Raw genomic sequence first — 19,340 nt, 5'->3', positions numbered from 1 at the left:
CGGGCAAGGCAGCCGTGACGCCGGGGTTGGACATCGCGCTGCTGCTCGGTGCGGCGGTGTTGCTCGTAGCGGTCGGCGCGGTGCGACTCTCCACCCGCCTCGGCGTGCCCAGCCTCCTGGTCTACCTGGCGCTGGGCGTGGCGATCGGCGAGGGCGGGCTGGGCATCCGTTTCGACGACGTCGAGCTGACCCGGACCCTCGGCTTCTGCGCGCTGATCGTGATCATCGCGGAGGGCGGCCTCACCGCCCGGTGGACCACGCTGCGCCCGGTGCTCGGGCTGGCCTCCGCGCTCTCCACGGTCGGCGTGATCGTCAGCATCGTGGTGGTCGGCGTCGCCGTGCACCTGCTGCTGGGGCTGGACTGGCGGTTGGCGCTGCTCTACGGCGCGGTGCTCTCGTCCACCGACGCGGCTGCCGTCTTCGCCACTCTGCGCCGACTGCGGTTGCCGCCTCGGCTGGTGGCGACACTGGAGGCCGAGTCGGGGATGAACGACGCCCCGGTGGTGCTGCTGGTGGTGCTGCTGTCCCACCAGGGCTTCTCGCACCCGTGGTGGTACGAGGTCGCGCTGGTCTGCTACGAGCTGGGCGTCGGCGCGGCGGTGGGGGTGGGCGCGGGTGTCGCCGGCACCTGGGCGCTGCGCCGGGCGGCCCTGCCCTCGGCCGGGCTCTACCCGATCGCCGCGGTGGGCATCACGGTGCTGGCGTACGCCGCCGGGGCGGTTCTGCACGCCTCGGGCTTCCTCGCCGTCTACGTGGCCGGGGTGTTGCTGGGCAATGCCCGCCTGTCGCACCGGCAGGCGATCCTCGGGTTCGCCGACGGGCTGGCGTGGCTCGCCCAGATCGGGCTGTTCGTGCTGCTCGGGTTGCTGGCCTCGCCGGGCCGGCTGGACTCGGCGGTGCTGCCAGCGGTGGTCGCCGGTCTGGCGCTGGTGCTGCTGGCCCGACCGCTGTCGGTGGCCGTCTCGGCGTTGCCGTTCAGGGTCGGGCTTCGAGAACAGGCGTTCCTGTCCTGGGCCGGGCTGCGCGGGGCGGTGCCGATCGTGCTGGCCACCATTCCGCTCTCCGAGCGGGTGCCTGGCGCGGAGCGGCTCTTCGACGTGGTCTTCGTGCTGGTGGTGATCTTCACGCTGGTGCAGACCGGGACGTTGGGGCCGTTCGCCCGCTGGTTGCGGGTGACCGCGCCGGCGGAGGCCGCCGAGATCCATGTGGAGACCGCGCCGCTGGAGCGGATGCGGGCGGATCTGCTCCAGGTGGAGGTGCCGCCGGGCTCGCGACTGGCGGGTGTGCACGTGGACGAGTTGCGGCTCCCGTTGGGCGCGTCGGTGACCCTGGTGCTGCGCGACGGGGTGGGTTTCGTGCCCGCCCCCGACACCCGGTTGAAGACCGGCGACAGTCTGCTGATCGTGGCGACCGCCGGGGTGCGGGATGCCGCGGAACGGCGGTTGCGGGCGGTCAGTCGGCGGGGTCACCTGGCCCGATGGTTTGGTGAGTACGGGGATGAGGTGGTCAATTGATCTGCTAGCGTTCCCTTTGCCCCAGTTTGGCAGGGCTAGGGGCTGTTAGACGGTGCGACGGTGCGGCACGTTGTCGGACGCCTGTACGTTCCGTATTCTTGCCAACCTCCGGAGTGCGCGGCCATCGTCGCCGCGCGCCCCTTTTCGTACATAGGGGACGCCATGGTCGGCGCCCCCTGACCCAGGCGCCGCGGACCGCGCGGTTCCCCGGCCGAGGGAGCGACCCATGGCGAAGCCAGCCGACACCAGGACCGCCGGGCGCAAGCCGGTGGCCAAGGCCACCCGCAGCACGGCCGAGACCGAGAAGATCCGGGCGGCGCTGGCGGCGCGGCGGGACGAGCTTCGTGCCGAGTACGATCAGACGCTGAGTGAGATCACCGAGCTGCAGCGCGATCGGCTGACCGACTCGGCCGGGGACGACCAGGCCGACACGGGCACCAAGACGCTCGAGCGGGAGCAGGAGATCTCTCTCGCCAACAGCATTCTGGAACGGATCACGCAGGTGGAGCGCGCTCTGGAGCGTCTCGACGAGGGTGGTTACGGCTGGTGCGAGCGGTGCGGCAACCCGATCCCGGTCGAGCGCCTCGCCGCCTTCCCGTCGGCCACCCTGTGTGTGACGTGCAAGCAGCTGGAGGAGCGGCGCTGAGGTCCGCTCCCCGGCGGCGATGAGACGGTGAGCGATCACCGCCAAGACTGTCGATGGGGAGCGCATGACCGCAGCACCGTCCGCCGAACCCGGCCGCACCGACCCGGGCGGCGGCACACGCCGGCCCCGGGCCGTCGCGATTCTGGCCGGAGTCGCCCTGGTGGCCCTGCTGGCCGACCTGGTCACCAAGCACCTCGCGCTGGCCGCGCTGACCGACCGGGAGCCGGTCCGGCTGCTCGGCGGGTTCGTCTACCTGAGCCTGACCCGCAACAGCGGCGCGGCCTGGAGCATCGGCGCCGACCACACCTGGGTCTTCCCGCTGATCACCATCGGTGTGGTCGGCTGGATCGTCTGGATGGCACTGCGCCTGCGCTCGCTGCCCTGGGCGGTCTCCCTCGGCCTGGTGCTGGGTGGCGCGTTGGGCAATCTCGTCGACCGGATCTTCCGGGCGCCGTCCCCCTTCCACGGGCACGTGGTCGACATGATCAGCCTCTTCGACCCGTACGGTCAGGTCTGGCCGGTGTTCAACCTGGCCGACAGCTCGCTGGTCTGCGGTGTGCTGCTGGCCGTCCTGTTGGAGCTGACCGGCCGGCAGCGTGACGGCCGGCGGGCGGGGCGCGACGACGACCCGGCCACCACGGACGCCGCGTCGGGCGCCGAGCAGCGGGAGCGGGCATGACCTCCGCGTTCGCCGCCGGCGGCGACCACCGTTCCCTTCCGGTTCCGGACGGCCTCGACGGCATGCGCCTGGACCAGGCCGTGTCCCGCCTGTTCGGGCTCTCCCGCACCGCCGCCGCAGCCCTGGTCGACGCCGGGGACGCGCTGGTCGACGGCGCCGCCCGGCCCAACTCGTACAAGGTCAAGGCCGGCTCCTGGCTGGACGTCACGCTGCCCGCCCCGGTCGCGCCGCCGACTGTGGTGCCGCAGGCGGTGCCCGGCCTGCGCGTGGTCTACGCCGACGACGACATCGTCGTGGTCGACAAGCCGGTGGGGGTGGCCGCGCATCCCAGTCCCGGCTGGACCGGGCCGACGGTGATCGGGGCGCTCGCCGCAATCGGGCACCGCATCTCCACCAGCGGTGCCGCCGAGCGGCAGGGCGTGGTGCACCGGCTCGACGTGGGCACCACCGGGATCATGGTGGTGGCCAAGAGCGAGCAGGCGTACACGGCCTTGAAGCGGGCCTTCAAGTACCGCGAGGTCGACAAGGGCTACCACGCGGTGGTGCAGGGTCACCTGGACCCGCTGCGGGGCACCGTCGACGCGCCGATCGACAGGCACCCCACCCACGACTACCGGTGGGCGGTGGTCTCCGGCGGCAAGCCGAGCATCACCCACTACGACACCCTGGAAGCGTTCCCGGCGGCGAGCCTGGTCGACGTCCGGCTGGAGACCGGCCGGACGCACCAGATCCGGGTGCACTTCTCCACCCTGCGGCACCCCTGTGTGGGTGACCTCACCTACGGTGCCGATCCCACCCTCTCGGCCCGTCTCGGCCTGGCCCGACAGTGGCTGCACGCCCGCGAACTGAGCTTCTTGCACCCCCGAACGGGGGACGAGGTCCGGTTCGTCAGCGACTACCCTGACGACCTGGACCGTGCGCTCCAGATCCTGCGTGACTGAGCGGCGACCGCCCTACACCGATCCACAGAGGGGATCCCGCCCGTGCGCGCCGGCAACCTGCTGCGGCAGCTGGACCAACGGCTGCTGCCGCCGCTGACCCGGGCCGTGGCCCGGTTGGGCGACCGGTCGGCGCGCTCCGGGGTGCTCAGCTGGGCCGCCGTGCTCTCCGCGGCGGCGGTGCTGGGCACCGCCGTCTGGGCCGTCGACGACACACCGGTCGGCGACCGGACGGTCGGCGAGGTGACACGGGTCGGCGTCGTCGACGGCGACTCGGTCCCCGCCTACCTGCGGTCGGCCGCGGCCGACCTGGCGGCGTTGCCGGCGTCCGCCCCGGCCGCCGAGGGCACGACGTACGCGCTGGTCACGCTCGACGCGTACCTGCCTCCGCAGCGGCTGGCGACGGTGCTCGGCGACGTCGGGGTGTCGACCGTCTTCGGGCGGGTTCCGCTGCCCGGCCGGCAGACCGAGATCGTGAAGATCCCCGCGTTGCGGGTGCCCGACGACGTGGTCGCCGGGATGCGACAGGTGGCGGCCCGTAAGGACACCGAGGCCGCCGACTACCGGGCCAGGGCCGCCGCGGTCGACGGCGACGGGGTGGGCGAGCGGGAGTTGCGGGAGCAGTACACCAGCGGCGCGGAGGTGGCCGCCGCCGAGGCGGCCGGTTACCGGGCCGGCTGTGCCTGCGTCTACGCGGCGGTGGTCCGCGCGACGCCGGTGGCGCTGCGCGGCGTCGCGACCCGGCCGGACGTACGGGCTGTCGACCCCGCCCCCGAGGTGTACCGGTTGGACCGCACGGTCTTCACGCCGCCCCTGCCCGAGCAGCGCGACGTGGTGCGCCCGCCGGCCGACACCGGGCCGAGCCCCACACCGACCCGGTCCGAGCGGCCCGCGCCACTGATCAGCGCACCAGTGCCCTCGCCCTCCGTGGGCGAATCGTCGGAACCCGCACCAGCCGTGACGACTCCGTTACCCGAACCGTCGGAGCCGGAGCCCACCGAGTCGACGCCGCCGAGCGTCACCACCTCGCCGGACGCCACCGTCGCCGAGTCGCCGTCGCCGTCGCCGTCGTCGTGATCTGCGCCGGCTGGTGTGCGCTCTGAGGTGTGGTCCGAATAGGGTTGGGTTCGTAGCCTGTCAGACAGAGATCGATGGCGCTGGGAGGGCGGGCCGTGGAGGGCAGTGAGACCGGCTGGGGCCGGCCGGCCGAACCAGCGCCGCGGTGGCGTGCGTTGTTGGACCGAGCCCGGCTGGGCGGTCGCGGCGCCGAGCAGACCGAGCCCGAGCGGCGCGGCGAGGAGCCGCCACCGGACCCGCTGCCCCGGCGGGCGGCCCCGAACGGCTACGCCGGGCGGGCACCGGCCATCGGGCATCCCGCCGACCTGTCGTACGGCGCGGAGCCCGGTTACCGGGCCGAGGCGAGCTACCGGGTCGACCCCGCCTACCGGGCCGAGCCCGCGTACCGCGCGGAACCGGACTACCGCGCCGAGCCGGACTATCGGGCGGAGCCCGCGTACCGGGCCGAGCCGAGTTACCGGGCCGAGCCGGACTACCGCGCGGAGCCGGCGTACCGGACCGAGCCGCCGGACTACCGCGCCGATCCCGGCTACCGGGCCGAGCCGGGCTATCGCGCCGATCCCGGCTACCGCGCCGAGCCGGACTACCGCGTCACGCCGGAGTACCGGGCTGAGCCGGGCTACCGGGCCGAGCCGACGTACCGGGCCGAGCCCGAGCCGCCGGCACGCGGACCCGAGCCGGTCCCGTCGCGCTACGCCCTGCTGGACAACGGCTACCGGCCGGGTCAACCGCCGGTCGAGTCGCGGTACGCCCTGCTGGAGACCGGCTACCAGCCGGAGACGGGCTACCCGGCGGCGCCACCCCCGCCGGTCACCCCGCCGCCAGTCGTCGCCCCGCCACCGCCCGTCGTCCCGCCCGTCACCCCGCCACCCGCACCGGCGGTCGGCTCGGCGGTCGCCGAACGTGCCTACCCGGCCCGGATCGAGTGGCGGCCACAGGCCGTCGACCAGGAGCAGGAACGCGCCAACGGGGTGCTCAAACGGGATCTGGGCACGCCCCGGGTGTTCGCCTTCGCCAACCCCAAGGGCGGCGTGCACAAGACGACCGCCACCGTGCTCGCCGCCGCGACGGTCGGCAGCGTCCGCGGCCAGGGCGTGCTGGCCTGGGACGACAACGAACTGCGCGGCACCCTCGGCCTGCGCGCCGGCAGCGCCCGGCACGCCCGGACGATCCGGCACCTGATCAGCGACCTGGCCCAGATCGAGATCCTGGAGGGCGCGACCCTGCTGGACCGGCTGGACGACTACCTGCGGCACGCCTCCGACGGTTCGTACGACGTGCTGGCCGGCGAGGAGAGCCCGCGCTTCGCCCAACGACTGGACCAGTTCACCGTCCGGCGGGTGTTGGAGTTGCTGCGGCGTACCCACGACGTGGTCTGCGTGGACACCGGCAACAACGTGGAGAGCCCCAACTGGCGCACGGTGATGCAGGCCGCCGACCAGCTGGTGGTGACCACGGTGCCCCGGGAGGACGCGGCGTTCAGCGCGGACTGGATGCTCGACCTGCTGCACGAGGAGGGCATGGGTGAGCTGGCGGACAACGCGATCACCCTCATCTCCTGCCCCACCCCGGGTCGCTCGACGCTCCAGGACGACCTGGAGCGGCACTTCGCCACGCGCACCCGTGGTGTGGCCGTCGTGCCGTACGACCCGGCTCTGGAGACCGGGTCGTCGATCGAGTACCACCAACTCCAGCCGGAGACCCGGCAGGCGTGGCTGCGGGCCGCGGCGATGATGGTGGAGCCGTTCGCCCGGTGAGCTGGTCTGCCGCCACCGGAGCCCCCGTCCCGCACCGGGCCTGAGAGGATCATCGGGTGAGCCCGGACAACCCCGACCCTGAGCGGCCCGTCGACGAGCCCGTCCGACCCGCGCCACCCCGTACCCCGGAGGCGGATCCGCCGCAGGCCGACCCGTCGCCCGGGGCGGCGCCGGATGGGTTCGACCCAGGGCAGCCGCCCGCCTCGGCGGCTTACCAGAGCTCCTTGGACCTTCGGTTCGACGAACCGCGTCGTCCGCTGCGGACCCTGGCGACGGTGGTGGGCGCGGTGCTCGCGCTGGCCGCGCTGGGTATCCCGCTCGGCCTGCTCTGGGCCGCGCTCGCGCCGGACACCCCGGTGCTCAAGACCGCCGAGGGGGCGATCTACGCCGAGCCGCAACCGGAGCAGCCGATCGCCGCCGACGGCTGGTTCAGCCTGCTCGGGCTCGCCTTCGGGCTGCTCGTGGCGCTCGCGCTGTGGGTCGTGCTGCGTCGGCGGCGAGGCCCGGTCGGGTTGGTCGCCGCGGTGCTCGGCACTCTGGTCGCCGCGCCGGTGGCCTGGCAGGTGGGACGGCGGATCGGCCTGGCCACCTTCGACCGGTTGCTGGCGACCGCCCCGGTCGGGCAGGCCTTCGACAAGCCCGCCGACCTGCGCGCCGGCGGGGTGGACTGGCTGCTCGGGGTGCTGCCGGTGCCGCACGGCAACCTGCTGTTGCCGGCGTTCGGGGCCGCGGTCATGTACACCCTGCTGGCGGGCTGGTCACGGTGGCCGGGGCTGCGCCCGGAGCCCGAGCCGGGGGAGTTCAGTTGGGTGTCGGCGGGGACGCCAGCTCCGCCAGCGGCACCGGAACCGCCCGCACCTGACGCAGCAGAGCCGCCTCGCGGTTGAGCAGCCGCAGCTCGGCGCGGAGCCGGGAGGCGGTGTCGTCGATCGCCAGCAGCCGCTGCCGGTCGTCGACGGTGAGCGCCGCTGTCGCCGCCACCAGGTGCGAGAGCACCGTCGGGTCCTCCGGCAGCTGCTCGGAGATCTCCTCCGGGTCGGAGCGGATCAGGCCGAGGTACTGCCGGAACACCGCGATCACCCGGGCGGCCAGCAGGTCGGCCAACTCGTCCGGGCCGCCCGGGTCGGGCAGCCACTCCACGTCGGCGGTGAGGTAGGGCTCGGCGCTGTCGTCGACCTCGGCGATCCGGAACCGGCGGCGGCCGACGGTGACGATGTCGAAACCACCGTCGGCCAGCTCGGTCACCTGCCGCAGCTCAGCGGTGCAACCCACCTCGTGCAGGGTGACCTCGCCGACGCCCGGCGTCGCCCGGGCACCGGGACCGGCGGGCGCCACCTCCCAGCCGGCCTGGATGGCCACCACGCCGAACTCACGGGGGGCGCCCTCGGGCAGGCCGACCAGGTGTCGGACCAGCGCCCGGTAGCGCTCCTCGAAGATGTGCAGCGGCAGCACCAACCCGGGAAAGAGCACCGTTGCGAGCGGGAACACCGGCAGCCGTGCGGTCACAGGGTCGAGCCTAACCAATCTCGCCCACCGGGGCGTGGTCCGGCTCACCGTCCCGGCGGACGGGCGGCTCGGGTGGACCTCGGGTCGGCCGCCTAGACTCGCAAGGGTGCTGAATCGGATCGACCTGCGCGACGGTCTCGGAGACCCGCGCCGTCTGCTGCCCCGCGCCCAGCTCGACGTGTCCGTCGCCGTCGAGCGCATCCGGCCCCTGGTGGAGGCCGTCCGTGAGCATGGGTACCCAGCGATCCGGGAGGCCAGTGTCCGGTTCGACGGCATCTCCCCGGAGGTGCTGCGGGTGCCGGTCGAGGCCATCACCGAGGCGGAGGGGGTGCTCGACCCGGCGGTGCGGGCCGCGCTGCTGGAGTCCATCGCCCGGGCCCGTCGGGTGCACGCCGACCAGCGGCGCACCGAGCACACGACCCAGGTGGTGCCCGGCGGTACGGTCACCGAGCGGTGGCTGCCGGTCGACCGGGTCGGCCTCTACGTGCCCGGCGGCCTGGCGATGTACCCGTCGACGGTGGTGATGAACGTGGTGCCCGCCCAGGCGGCCGGGGTGCGCTCGCTGGTGGTGGTCAGCCCGCCGCAGAAGGACAACGGCGGCCTGCCCGATCCGCGGGTGCTCGCCGCGTGCGCGCTGCTCGGCGTCGACGAGGTGTACGCCGTGGGCGGGGCCCAGGCGGTGGCGATGCTGGCGTACGGCGCGGCGGTGGACCCGGCGGGTGAGCTGCGCTGCGACCCCGTCGACCTGATCACCGGGCCCGGCAACATCTGGGTGACGGCCGCCAAGCGGCTGCTACGCGGCGTGGTCGGCATCGACGCCGAGGCCGGGCCGACCGAGATCGCCATCCTGGCCGACGACACGGCCGACCCGGCGCACGTGGCCGCCGACCTGATCAGTCAGGCCGAGCACGACCCGCTCGCCGCGAGCGTGCTGGTCACCCCGTCGACGGCGTTGGTCGAGGCGGTCGAGGCCGAACTGGCCCGGCAGGTGCCGGCGACCAAGCACACCGAGCGGGTCACCACGGCGCTGACCGGTGAGCAGAGCGGCGTGGTCCTGGTCGACGACCTTGAGGCGGGGCTGCGGGTGGTCGACGCGTACGCGGCCGAGCACCTCGAGATCCAGACGGCCGACGCCCGGGAGTGGGCGCTGCGGGTCCGCAACGCCGGGGCGATCTTCGTGGGCGCCTGGTCGCCGGTGTCGCTCGGCGACTACTGCGCCGGCTCCAACCACGTGCTGCCCACCGGCGGCTGTGCCCGGCACTCCTCCGGTCTGTCCGTGCAGTCCTTCCTCCGTGGCGTGCACCTGATCGAATACACCGAGGCCGCGCTACGCGACGTGGCGCCGCACGTGGTCACCCTGGCCAACGTGGAGGACCTGCCCGCGCACGGCCAGGCGGTCCAGGCCCGTTTCCCGGGAGGGTCGGCGTGAGCAGCCTTGACGACCTGCCGATCCGTGCCGACCTGCGAGGGCTGTCGCCGTACGGGGCGCCGCAACTGGACGTGCCGGTGCGGCTCAACACCAACGAGAACTCCCACCCGGTGCCGGAGCCGGTGGTCGAGGCGATCAGCAAGGCCATCGCGGCCGAGCTGCGCGAGCTGAACCGCTACCCGGACCGGGACGCGGTGGCGCTCCGCGCCGACCTGGCCGACTATCTCGGGCACGGGCTCACCGTCGAGCAGGTGTGGGCGGCCAACGGCTCCAACGAGATCCAGCAGCAGTTGTTGCAGGCGTTCGGCGGCCCGGGGCGCAGTGCGCTCGGTTTCGTTCCGGCGTACTCGATGCACCCGCTGCTGGCCCTCGGCACCAGCACCCGCTGGGTGCCCGCCGAGCGCGGCGTCGACTTCGGGTTGACCGCCGAGGAGGCGGTCGCCCAGGTCCGCGAGCACCAGCCGGACGTGGTCTTCCTCTGCTCGCCGAACAACCCCACCGGCACGGCACTGGACCCGGCGGTGATCGCCGCGGTGCTCGACGTCGCGCCCGGCATGGTGGTCGTCGACGAGGCGTACGCCGAGTTCGCCCGGCCGGGGACGGTCAGCGCCCTCGCGGTGCTGCCCGGGCACCCGCGGCTGGTGGTCACCCGGACGATGAGCAAGGCGTTCGGCTTCGCCGGCGGCCGGCTGGGGTACCTTGCCGCCGACCCGGCGGTGGTGCAGGCGGTGCAGCTCGTCCGTTTGCCGTACCATCTCTCCGCGCTCACCCAGGCCGCCGCCCGCGCGGCGGTGGCCCACCGCGATGCCCTTCTCGGTACGGTGAGCGCGATCATGGCGCAGCGGGACCGGATCGTGGCGACGCTCCGCGAGCGCGGGCTGCGGGTCGCTGACAGCGACGCCAACTTCGTGCTCTTCGAGGTGGGCGGCGACCAGACCGTCGTCTGGAACGCCCTGCTGGCGCAGGGGGTGCTGGTCCGTGACGTCGGCCTTCCCGGCTGGCTGCGGGTGACCGCCGGCACCGCCGCCGAGACCGACGCCTTCCTTTCTGCGATGGAGACTGTTCAATGAGCCGGACCGCCCGGGTGGAGCGGATCACCAAGGAGACCAAGGTCCTCGTCGAGATCGACCTCGACGGCACCGGTGCCGCCGAGATCAGCACCGGCGTCGGTTTCTACGACCACATGCTGCACCAGATCGCCCGGCACGGCGGTTTCGACCTGACCGTGCGCACCGTGGGTGACCTGGAGATCGACGCGCACCACACGATCGAGGACACCGCGCTCGCCCTGGGTGCCGCCTTCGACCAGGCGCTGGGCGACAAGGCCGGCATCCGGCGCTACGGCTCGGCGACGGTGCCGATGGACGAGGTGCTGGTCCGGGCCGCGGTGGACCTTTCCGGTCGGCCGTACGTGGTGCACGACGAGCCGGTGCTCGCCCCGTACATCGGCCCGGTGTACGCCACCAGCATGACGCGGCACATCTGGGAGTCCTTCGGCCAGGCGGCCCGGGTCACGTTGCACGTGGACGTGCTGCGGGCGGCCCGGCCGGGCGGTCACCCGGACGCGCACCACGTGGTGGAGGCCCAGTTCAAGGCGGTCTCCCGCGCCCTACGCGAGGCGACGTCGATCGACCCGCGTTCGGCGGGTGCCATCCCGAGCACGAAGGGCGCGCTCTGATGAGCGCGAGGAGTGCAGCGCAGCGGAGCCCCGCAGTCGCGAATGGAAGGTGGCTCTGATGAGCGCGAGGAGTGCAGCGCAGCGGAGCCCCGCAGTCGCGAATGGAAGGTGGCTCTGATGAGCGCGGCGTTGCCGACGTTGTTGTTGATCCTGGCCGGGGTGCTGGTGGGTGGCACCTGGTCGCTCTACCGGCAGGGCGCGCCGAAGGTCGCGGTGTTGGTCACCGCGGCGCTCGCGGTGCTCGCCACTGTCGCCGGGGTTCTGCGGCTGCTGCCGGAGAACGGGTGATCGGGGTGGTGGCATGAGTGACGTGGTGGTGCTCGACTACGGCTCGGGCAACCTGCGTTCGGCGGAGCGGGCGCTGGCCGCCGCCGGGGCGGATGTCCGGGTGACCGACGATCTCGCCGCCGCGGCTGCCGCCGATGGTCTGGTGGTGCCGGGTGTGGGCGCGTACGCGGCGTGCATGGCGGGGATCGAGGCGTTGGGCGCCGGTCCGGTGATCGCCGAGCGGGTGGCTGCTGGCCGGCCGGTGCTGGGCATCTGCGTGGGTATGCAGGTGCTCTTCGAGCACGGTGACGAGCACGGCGTGGTGACCAAGGGGCTGGGGTTGCTGCCCGGCGGGGTGACCCGGCTGGCTGCCGCCCGGTTGCCGCACATGGGCTGGAACACGGTCCGGGCTCCCCGGGAGTCGGTGCTGTTCGCCGGGTTGCCGGAGCAGAGCCGTTTCTACTTCGTCCACTCGTACGCGATGGGCGACCCGGCGGCGCTGGCCGCCGCGGGGGCCACGGTGACCACGGCCCACCACGACACGGATTTCGTCGCGGCGGTGGAGCGTGGCTCGTTGTCGGCGGCCCAGTTCCACCCGGAGAAGTCCGCCGAGACCGGTGCCGCGTTGCTGCGCAACTGGCTCGCCACGTTGCCCAGCGGTGGGTGAGCGTCGTCGCGCGGTGCCCGGTCGGCGGGTGTCGCGGTGAGTCGGGAGCGGGCCCGCCGGCGGGCGCAGCGGGAGGCGGAGCAGGCCCGGGAGCGGGCGGTCCGGCAGCGCCAGGTCGCTCGCCGGCAGCGCCGTCGGGCGGTGGTCCGTCGGTTGACGCCGCGGCTGCGGCGGGGTCGTTCCGGGCGGCTGGCCCGGCACAGTCGGGGTGAGCGGGCCGCGATCGTGCTGCTCACCGGCGCGGCGTTGATCCTGATCTGGACGTTCGTTGACAACCTGGCGTTGCGTATCGCGCTGATCGTGCTCTTGCTGCTCGTACTGCCGGCGATCGTCGTGATCGCCCTGGACCGTCGTACCTGATCGAGGAGAAGACGTTGAGCCTCACCCTGTTACCCGCCGTGGATGTCGCTGACGGCCGGGCCGTCCGGCTCGTGCAGGGCGCCCTCGGAAGCGAGAGCGTCTACGGTGACCCGTTGGAGTCCGCGCTGGCCTGGCAGCGGGACGGCGCGGAGTGGATCCACCTGGTCGACCTGGACGCGGCGTTCGGTCGGGGCACCAACGCGCACCTGCTGGCGGAGGTGGTGCGCCAGTTGGACGTGAAGGTGGAGTTGTCCGGTGGCATTCGGGACGACGAGTCGCTGCGCGCGGCGCTGGGCACCGGGGCGGCCCGGGTGAACATCGGGACCGCCGCGTTGGAGGATCCGGTCTGGTGTGACCGGGTGGTGGCGGAGTACGGCGACCGGGTGGCCATCGGGCTGGACGTGCGGGGTCACACCCTGTCGGCGCGGGGTTGGACCCGCGACGGCGGTGACCTGTACGAGGTGCTGGAGCGGTTGGACAAGGCGGGCGCGAGCCGGTACGTGGTCACCGACATCACCAAGGACGGCACCATGCGCGGGCCGAACCTGGATCTGCTGCGCGAGGTGTGTGCCCGTACCGACCGGCCGGTGATCGCCTCCGGTGGGGTGTCCACCCTGGACGACCTGCGGGCGTTGGCGACCCTGGAGTCGGTCGGGGTGGAGGGTGTCATCGCCGGCAAGGCGCTCTACGCGGGTGCCTTCACGGTGGCGGAGGCGCTGCGGACGCTGGCCGAGGCGTGACGACGACTCGGCTCGGTTCGGGTGGCCCGTGGGAGCAGCGTTACGGCTACTCCCGGGTGGTCCGTGCCGGTGAGCGGGCCTGGACGGCCGGGTGCACGGCCACGGTGGACGGCCGGGTGGTGCACGTGGGTGATCCGGCCGCGCAGACCGCGCAGGCGCTGCGGATCGGGCTGGCCGCGCTCGCCGAGGTGGGTGCGGAGCCGGGCGACGTGGTGCGCACGAGGATGTACGTGACGGACCGGTTGCACGCCGACGAGGTGGGTCGGGCCCACAACGCGGTCTTCGGTGCGGTCCGGCCGGCGGCGACCCTGGTGGTGGTGGCCGGTCTGCTGGATCCGGAGCATCTGGTCGAGGTGGAGTTGGAGGCGTACCTCGGCGGTCGCTGAGGTACGCGTCCGGTCGGCCTGCCGGCCAACGCGCGGACAGATAACCGGTCGGCCTGCCGGCCAACGCGCGGACAGATAAGTTGTGCACAACTTAATTGTGGGCTACTTTTCAACGGTGACCGATGACCTGGTGCTGCGCCGGCAGGTGTGCTTCGCGCTCTACGCCGCGTCGCGCGCACTGACCGACGTCTACCGGCCGATCCTCGACGAGGTCGGGTTGACCTACCCGCAGTACCTGGTGCTGCTGGTGCTCTGGGAGCGTCCCGACGACGCCCCCACGGTGTCCGAGCTGGGCGCCGAGCTGCGGCTGGACTCCGGCACGCTCTCCCCGCTGCTCAAGCGGCTGGAGGGGGCGGGCCTGGTGGTGCGGCGGCGGTCGGCCCGCGACGAGCGGCGGGTCGAGGTGGGCCTCACCGGGCAGGGCCGGGCGCTCCGCGAGCAGCTCGGCGACGTCCCGCTGCGGATCGCTCAGGCCACCGGGCTGGGCCTCGACGAGTTGGTGGCGCTGCGCGACACCCTCACCCGGGTCACCGACACCATCCACCGACAGAAGGAGCAGTGAGCACCATGCAGGTTCTCTACACCGCGTCCGCAACCGCCACCGGCGACGGCCGGGACGGCCACGTTGAGACCTCCGACGGCACTGTCGCGCTCGACCTGGCCGTGCCGAAGGAGATGGGCGGCGCCGGCGGTGCGGCCAACCCCGAGCAGCTCTTCGCCGCCGGCTACGCGGCCTGCTTCCACAGCGCGCTGCGGGTGGTGGCCCGCCGGGCCAAGGCTGACGTGACCGGTTCCGTGGTCGCCGCCGAGGTGGGCATCGGCCCGAACGGCAGCGGCGGCTTCGGGCTCACCGTGCAGCTCCTCGTCGACCTGCCCGCCGCGTCCCGCGAGGTCGCCAAGCAGCTCGTCGAGCAGGCCCACCAGGTCTGCCCGTACTCCAACGCCACCCGTGGCAACGTCGACGTCACGCTGACCGTCCGCGAGACCCTGCCCGCGTGACATCGCGGCACCAGGCCCCCACCCGCGGACGAGAGGACAACCACCCGTGACCGGCAACCGCGAGATCCACCTGGCCAGCCGCCCCCAGGGCTGGCCCACCGAAGACACCTTCCGGCTCGTCGAGACCGACGTCCCGACGCCCGGACCAGGCCAGATCGTGGTCCGCAACCAGTTCATGTCAGTCGACCCGTACATGCGCGGACGGATGAACGACGTCAAGTCGTACGTGCCGCCGTTCGCGCTCGACGCGCCGCTCGACGGAGCCGCGATCGGCGAGGTGGTGGCCAGCGAGGCGGCGGACATCGCCGTCGGGGCCACCGTCCAGCACGGGCTCGGCTGGCGGGAGTACGCGCTGCTCGACGCGACCGCCGTCCGTCAGGTCGACCCGGGCGTGGCCCCGGTCAGCGCGTACCTGAGTGTGCTCGGCATGACCGGGCTGACCGCGTACGCCGGGCTGCTGGAGGTGGCCGCGATGAAGCCCGGCGAGACGGTCTTCGTCTCCGCCGCCGCCGGCGCGGTCGGCAGCCTGGTCGGCCAGATCGCCAAGCTCAAGGGCGCCGGCCGGGTCATCGGCAGCGCCGGCTCGCCGGCCAAGGTCGAGCGGCTGCGGGCGCTGGGCTTCGACGCCGCCTTCGACTACCACGACGGGGTCCGCGAGGCGCTGCGGGCCGCCGCCCCGGACGGCGTCGACGTCTACTTCGACAACGTCGGCGGCGACCACCTGGAGGCGGCGATCTCGGCCATGAACCTGCACGGTCGGGCCGCCATCTGCGGAATGATCGCGCAGTACAACGCCACCGAGCCGCCGGCCGCCCCGCGCAACCTGGCGCTCGTCATCGGCAAGCGGCTCACCCTGCGCGGTTTCCTCGTCAACGATCACCACGACGTGCGACCGGCGTTCGTGCGCGACGTCGCGGGCTGGCTGCGCGACGGCACGCTGTCCTACGACGAAACGATCGTGGACGGCATCGAGAACGCCCCGGCGGCGTTCCTCGGCCTGCTGCGCGGCGAGAACCTGGGCAAGATGCTCGTCCGGGTGTGACGCGGACCTCTCCCACGGCGGCCGACCCGATCGGGTCGGCCGCCGTGCCGTCTGCGGAGGATAGGCTCGCGGCATGAGCGTGGCGGTACGCGTGATCCCCTGCCTGGACGTCGACGCCGGACGGGTCGTCAAGGGCGTGAACTTCCTCGACCTGCGGGACGCCGGTGACCCGGTGGAGTTGGCCGCCGCGTACGACCGGGCCGGCGCTGACGAGTTGACGTTCCTCGACGTCACCGCGTCCTCCAGCGACCGCGGCACCATGCTCGACGTGGTACGCCGCACCGCCGAGTCGGTGTTCATCCCACTGACCGTCGGCGGTGGGGTGCGGCAGGTCGCCGACGTGGACACGTTGCTGCGTGCCGGGGCCGACAAGGTCGGCGTCAACACCGCCGCCATCGCCCGACCGGAGCTGATCGCCGAGATCGCCGACCGGTTCGGCCGGCAGGTGCTCGTGCTCTCCCTCGACGTGCGCCGGTCGTCGACCGGTGCCACGCCCAGCGGCTTCGAGGTCACCACGCACGGGGGTCGACGCGGCACCGGCATCGACGCCGTGTGGTGGGCACACCGGGGCGCCGAGTTGGGCGCGGGGGAGATCCTGCTCAACTCGATGGACGCCGACGGCACCAAGGCGGGTTTCGACCTGGAGTTGATCGCCGCGGTGCGGGCGGTCGTGGACGTGCCGGTGGTGGCCAGTGGGGGCGCCGGTGAGGTGGCCCACTTCCCGCCCGCGATCGGCGCCGGCGCGGACGCGGTGCTCGCCGCCAGCGTCTTCCACTTCGGCGAACTGACCGTCGCCGAGGTCAAGGACGCGCTGCGCCTCGGCGGCCACCCGGTGCGCTGAGCCGCTCAGCGCTCGCCCGAGTGCCCCTCCGGTGACCGACGCGGGGTGGGGATCGACCGGACCGCATACTCCTGGACGGCCGCCGCGTGGTCGGCCTCGTCCAGGATCCAGTCGGCGCTGCCGGGCGCGTGCCGACGGGTCAACACACCCTGCACGGTGTCCACCATGGTCGCCACACCCGCGCGCGGGCGGGTACGCCACAGCGTCTCACCCTCGGCGGTGATCCGGAACCAGCCGTCGGCGACGCTGACCAGCCCGGCCCCGACCAGCCGCTGGACCGCGGCCTCCACCTCGTGCCGCTGCGGGATCGCGTGGTTGAGGTGGTCGGCGGTGGAGAGCACGTCGGCCAGGCGAACGCCCTCCGGTCGTCGGCTTGTCGCCGACCGACGGTGCCGTCCGGCGCCGCTCGCGATGACGAGCGACACGAAGATCCAGGCGTCCGTCCAGCGCCAACCGTTCTCCCCCATGCAGAGATGATGACGGCGCGCGTCGCGGAAGGGAACACCCACCCGCCAACCGGTGTGCAGCACCACCACCACGTACCGGTTCGCGGACGGTCGGTGAGGTTTCAGCCGGCGGGCGTGACCGGCGCGGGGCTACCCGGTGGCGGAGCGGGGCGGTCGGGTGTGCCGCCCTCCGGCACGGCGCTATCGGGTGCCGGAGCTTCCGGCACGGCGAACAGCGGGATGAAGAACTGGGCCAACGGACCGATGGCCAACGCGTACGCGACGGTGCCCACGCCGACCGTGCCGCCGAGCAGCCAGCCCAGCGCCAGCACGGTGACCTCGATGACGGTGCGCACCAGCCGGACCGACCGGCCAGGCCGGCGGGCCACGTACCCGGTCATCAGGCCGTCGCGAGGGCCGGGGCCCAACTGGGCGCCGAGGTACAGAGCGGTGGCGGCGCCGTTGGCGACGATCCCGGTGATCAGCATCGCGGTCCGGACGCTGAGCGGGCCACCCGCGGGCAGCAGGGCCACCGTGGCGTCCACCACCAGGCCGATCACCACGACGTTGCTGACCGTGCCGAGGCCGGGCCGCTGCCGCAGGGGGATCCAGAGCAGCAGGACCAGCGCGCCGACGCCGATGGTGACCGTCCCGAAGGAGAGCCCGGTCAGCTCGGAGAGCCCCTGGTGGAACACGTCCCACGGGTCGAGGCCCAGGTCGGAGCGGATCATCAGGGCCATGCTGACGCCGTAGAGCGTGAGCCCGAGGTAGAGCTGGACCAGCCGTCGGACCGGCCGGTGCCGCAGATTGCCAAGCAGTGCCATGCATGCCACCCTAGGTGCCAATCCTCATCGAGGAAGAAGCCAATATCCGAGGAGTGGCCATGACCGGGCAGGTACGCGGTGTCCAATTGGCCCGTCTGCTCGGGCAGTGGCATGCGTTGCCGGGCCGGCGGCGAAGCCCCGACTACGCCGCGCTGGCCGGCTCGGTGCGCGGGCTGCTCGCCGACGGCCGGCTGCCGTTGGGCGTCCGCCTCCCGGCCGAACGGGAGCTGGCCGAGGCGCTGCGGATCAGTCGGACCACTGTCACCGCGGCCTACCGGCAGCTCCGCGAGAGCGGGCACCTGGCCAGCCGCCGAGGGGCCGGTAGCTGGACGATGCTGCCGGGCAACCACCGGGTGGCCAGCACCGGGCTGTGGACCCCGCTGGACGACCGGGAGATGCTCGACCTCGGCGTCGCGGCGCTGGCCGCCCCACCGCAGCTGCTGTCGGCCGCCCGGGCCGCCGCCGAGGACCTGCCCCGCTACCTGAGCGGGGCCGGCTACCACCCGACCGGCATCATCGAGCTGCGTGAGGCCGTGGCCGACGCGTACGCGGCCCGGGGTCTGCCCACCTCGGCCGATCAGATCATGGTCACCAGCGGCACCCAGCACGCACTGGATCTGGTGCTGCGGCTCGCCCTGGCCCCGGGCGGCAGCGTGCTCGTCGAGTCCCCGACCTACCCCAACGCCCTCGCCGCGCTGGCCGGCCGGCGGGCCCGGATCACCACCCACGGTCTGGCCGCCGACGCCGGCTGGGAGCCCGACCTGTTGCTGGGCAGTCTGCGGCAGACCCGGCCGAAGCTGGCGTACCTGATTCCGGAGTTCCAGAACCCGACGGGGCACCTGATGCCCGCCGCACTGCGCGAGCGCGTGGTCGCCGCCGCGCACGCGGTCGGCACCGACCTGGTCATCGACGAGTCCTTCGTGGACCTGTCGATGGACGGCACCGAGCCGCCACCCCCGGTCGCCACCTACGACCGGCACAGTCGGGTGATCAGCATCGGGGGGATGAGCAAGCCCTACTGGGGTGGCCTGCGGATCGGCTGGGTGCGGGCGTCCGCGCCGCAGGTGCAGCGACTGGCCGCCGTGCGGGTCGGGGTCGACATGGCCAGCCCGGTGCTGGACCAACTGGTCGCGGTGCACCTGCTCGCCGACGCCGAGGCCATCGTCGCCGACCGCCGAGTCCAGTTGGCCGTGCAGCGGGACGCCCTGCTCGGCGCGCTGGCGCACCAACTGCCCGAGTGGCGGGTCACCGTGCCGCGGGGTGGAGTGACGCTGTGGGCCGAGTTGGACGGCCCGGTCTCCAGCGCGCTGGCCCGGGCCGCGGAGGAGGTCGGCGTACGACTGGCGCCCGGCCCCCGGTTCGGCCTGGACGGCACCCTGGAGCGCTTCCTGCGGCTGCCGTTCACCCTGCCCGCGGCGGACCTGGTGGAGGCCGTCGGGCGGATCGCGGCGATCCGCTACGACCTGGACCGCACGGGTCGACAGCGCTGGCGGGAGCCGGCCGTCATCGCCTGAGCCGTCGCCGGCCACCATGCCCCGTCGGCG

23 protein-coding genes are annotated in these 19,340 nt (G+C 73.4%); 20 read left to right on the top strand and 3 right to left on the bottom strand.

Annotation, left to right across the window (positions count from 1 at the left end):
- Positions 1-14 precede the first annotated feature (14 nt).
- The 7 genes from QSK15_RS17410 to QSK15_RS17380 all read left to right on the top strand — a co-directional run bounded on the left by QSK15_RS17410 (position 15) and on the right by QSK15_RS17380 (position 7,498).
- Positions 15-1,514, top strand: coding sequence for a potassium/proton antiporter (locus tag QSK15_RS17410; protein ID WP_285795251.1), 1,500 nt, complete (start codon positions 15-17; stop codon positions 1,512-1,514).
- A gap of 226 nt (positions 1,515-1,740) precedes the next feature.
- Positions 1,741-2,160, top strand: coding sequence for a TraR/DksA family transcriptional regulator (locus QSK15_RS17405; protein ID WP_030334492.1), 420 nt, complete (start codon positions 1,741-1,743; stop codon positions 2,158-2,160).
- Between the two features lie 64 nt (positions 2,161-2,224).
- Positions 2,225-2,839, top strand: a complete 615-nt coding sequence (gene lspA / locus QSK15_RS17400) for a signal peptidase II (protein WP_285795250.1) — start codon at positions 2,225-2,227, stop codon at positions 2,837-2,839.
- Positions 2,836-3,780, top strand: a complete 945-nt coding sequence (locus tag QSK15_RS17395; RefSeq protein ID WP_151492262.1) for an RluA family pseudouridine synthase — start codon at positions 2,836-2,838, stop codon at positions 3,778-3,780. Before lspA ends, QSK15_RS17395 begins: the two co-directional genes overlap by 4 nt.
- A 42-nt stretch (positions 3,781-3,822) precedes the next feature.
- Positions 3,823-4,854 (top strand): hypothetical protein, encoded by a 1,032-nt coding sequence (locus tag QSK15_RS17390; protein WP_285795249.1) that lies wholly within the window; start codon positions 3,823-3,825, stop codon positions 4,852-4,854.
- 95 nt (positions 4,855-4,949) lie between these two features.
- The gene (locus QSK15_RS17385; RefSeq protein ID WP_502889626.1) at positions 4,950-6,611 is read left to right on the top strand and encodes a MinD/ParA family ATP-binding protein; all 1,662 of its coding nucleotides are present in this window, start codon (positions 4,950-4,952) and stop codon (positions 6,609-6,611) included.
- Positions 6,612-6,667: 56 nt separating this feature from the next.
- Complete coding sequence (locus QSK15_RS17380; RefSeq protein WP_352232184.1) at positions 6,668-7,498, top strand: DUF2567 domain-containing protein; 831 nt, start codon at positions 6,668-6,670, stop codon at positions 7,496-7,498.
- Here the strand turns inward: QSK15_RS17380 and QSK15_RS17375 are convergent.
- Complete coding sequence (locus QSK15_RS17375; RefSeq protein WP_285795247.1) at positions 7,413-8,117, bottom strand: LON peptidase substrate-binding domain-containing protein; 705 nt, start codon at positions 8,115-8,117, stop codon at positions 7,413-7,415. The genes QSK15_RS17380 and QSK15_RS17375 overlap by 86 nt on opposite strands.
- 106 nt (positions 8,118-8,223) lie before the next feature.
- Between QSK15_RS17375 and hisD the strand changes: the two genes are divergently transcribed.
- The 12 genes from hisD to hisF all read left to right on the top strand — a co-directional run bounded on the left by hisD (position 8,224) and on the right by hisF (position 16,526).
- Positions 8,224-9,546 (top strand): histidinol dehydrogenase, encoded by a 1,323-nt coding sequence (hisD, locus tag QSK15_RS17370; protein WP_285795246.1) that lies wholly within the window; start codon positions 8,224-8,226, stop codon positions 9,544-9,546.
- Positions 9,543-10,616 carry a histidinol-phosphate transaminase gene (locus QSK15_RS17365; RefSeq protein WP_285795245.1) on the top strand — a complete coding sequence of 358 codons (1,074 nt, stop codon included), beginning with the start codon at positions 9,543-9,545 and terminating at the stop codon, positions 10,614-10,616. The genes hisD and QSK15_RS17365 overlap by 4 nt, the downstream gene beginning before the upstream one ends.
- Positions 10,613-11,224 carry an imidazoleglycerol-phosphate dehydratase HisB gene (hisB, locus tag QSK15_RS17360; protein ID WP_030334475.1) on the top strand — a complete coding sequence of 204 codons (612 nt, stop codon included), beginning with the start codon at positions 10,613-10,615 and terminating at the stop codon, positions 11,222-11,224. The genes QSK15_RS17365 and hisB overlap by 4 nt, the downstream gene beginning before the upstream one ends.
- Positions 11,225-11,341: 117 nt before the next feature.
- A complete protein-coding gene (locus QSK15_RS17355) occupies positions 11,342-11,512 on the top strand; it encodes a CG2302 family histidine operon protein (RefSeq protein WP_285795244.1) in 171 nt (56 codons plus the stop codon).
- Positions 11,513-11,525: 13 nt separating this feature from the next.
- Positions 11,526-12,158, top strand: coding sequence for an imidazole glycerol phosphate synthase subunit HisH (hisH, locus tag QSK15_RS17350; protein WP_285795243.1), 633 nt, complete (start codon positions 11,526-11,528; stop codon positions 12,156-12,158).
- 36 nt (positions 12,159-12,194) lie between these two features.
- The gene (locus QSK15_RS17345; protein WP_030334472.1) at positions 12,195-12,518 is read left to right on the top strand and encodes a hypothetical protein; all 324 of its coding nucleotides are present in this window, start codon (positions 12,195-12,197) and stop codon (positions 12,516-12,518) included.
- A gap of 14 nt (positions 12,519-12,532) precedes the next feature.
- A complete protein-coding gene (gene priA / locus QSK15_RS17340) occupies positions 12,533-13,258 on the top strand; it encodes a bifunctional 1-(5-phosphoribosyl)-5-((5-phosphoribosylamino)methylideneamino)imidazole-4-carboxamide isomerase/phosphoribosylanthranilate isomerase PriA (protein ID WP_285795242.1) in 726 nt (241 codons plus the stop codon).
- Entirely contained in the window at positions 13,255-13,644 is a 390-nt protein-coding gene (locus tag QSK15_RS17335) for a RidA family protein (protein WP_285795241.1), read from the top strand. The genes priA and QSK15_RS17335 overlap by 4 nt, the downstream gene beginning before the upstream one ends.
- 115 nt (positions 13,645-13,759) lie before the next feature.
- The gene (locus tag QSK15_RS17330; RefSeq protein WP_285795240.1) at positions 13,760-14,206 is read left to right on the top strand and encodes a MarR family winged helix-turn-helix transcriptional regulator; all 447 of its coding nucleotides are present in this window, start codon (positions 13,760-13,762) and stop codon (positions 14,204-14,206) included.
- Positions 14,207-14,211: 5 nt separating this feature from the next.
- The gene (locus QSK15_RS17325; RefSeq protein ID WP_285795641.1) at positions 14,212-14,643 is read left to right on the top strand and encodes an organic hydroperoxide resistance protein; all 432 of its coding nucleotides are present in this window, start codon (positions 14,212-14,214) and stop codon (positions 14,641-14,643) included.
- Between the two features lie 46 nt (positions 14,644-14,689).
- Positions 14,690-15,685, top strand: a complete 996-nt coding sequence (locus tag QSK15_RS17320; RefSeq protein ID WP_285795239.1) for an NADP-dependent oxidoreductase — start codon at positions 14,690-14,692, stop codon at positions 15,683-15,685.
- Between the two features lie 73 nt (positions 15,686-15,758).
- Positions 15,759-16,526 carry an imidazole glycerol phosphate synthase subunit HisF gene (hisF, locus tag QSK15_RS17315; RefSeq protein WP_285795238.1) on the top strand — a complete coding sequence of 256 codons (768 nt, stop codon included), beginning with the start codon at positions 15,759-15,761 and terminating at the stop codon, positions 16,524-16,526.
- A gap of 5 nt (positions 16,527-16,531) precedes the next feature.
- Here the strand turns inward: hisF and QSK15_RS17310 are convergent, their stop codons facing one another.
- Together QSK15_RS17310 and yczE are read right to left on the bottom strand one after the other, a co-directional pair.
- Positions 16,532-16,993 (bottom strand): hypothetical protein, encoded by a 462-nt coding sequence (locus tag QSK15_RS17310; protein ID WP_030334457.1) that lies wholly within the window; start codon positions 16,991-16,993, stop codon positions 16,532-16,534.
- Between the two features lie 101 nt (positions 16,994-17,094).
- Complete coding sequence (gene yczE / locus QSK15_RS17305; protein WP_285795237.1) at positions 17,095-17,796, bottom strand: membrane protein YczE; 702 nt, start codon at positions 17,794-17,796, stop codon at positions 17,095-17,097.
- 59 nt (positions 17,797-17,855) lie between these two features.
- On the opposite strand from yczE, the gene yczR reads away from it, so the two are divergent.
- Positions 17,856-19,310, top strand: a complete 1,455-nt coding sequence (yczR, locus tag QSK15_RS17300) for a MocR-like transcription factor YczR (protein WP_285795236.1) — start codon at positions 17,856-17,858, stop codon at positions 19,308-19,310.
- Positions 19,311-19,340 lie beyond the last annotated feature (30 nt).

Source organism: Micromonospora sp. NBRC 107095 (genome assembly GCF_030269705.1).
In the GTDB taxonomy this organism is placed as follows: domain Bacteria; phylum Actinomycetota; class Actinomycetes; order Mycobacteriales; family Micromonosporaceae; genus Micromonospora; species Micromonospora parva.
This window is presented reverse-complemented; position numbering and strand designations above follow the sequence as displayed.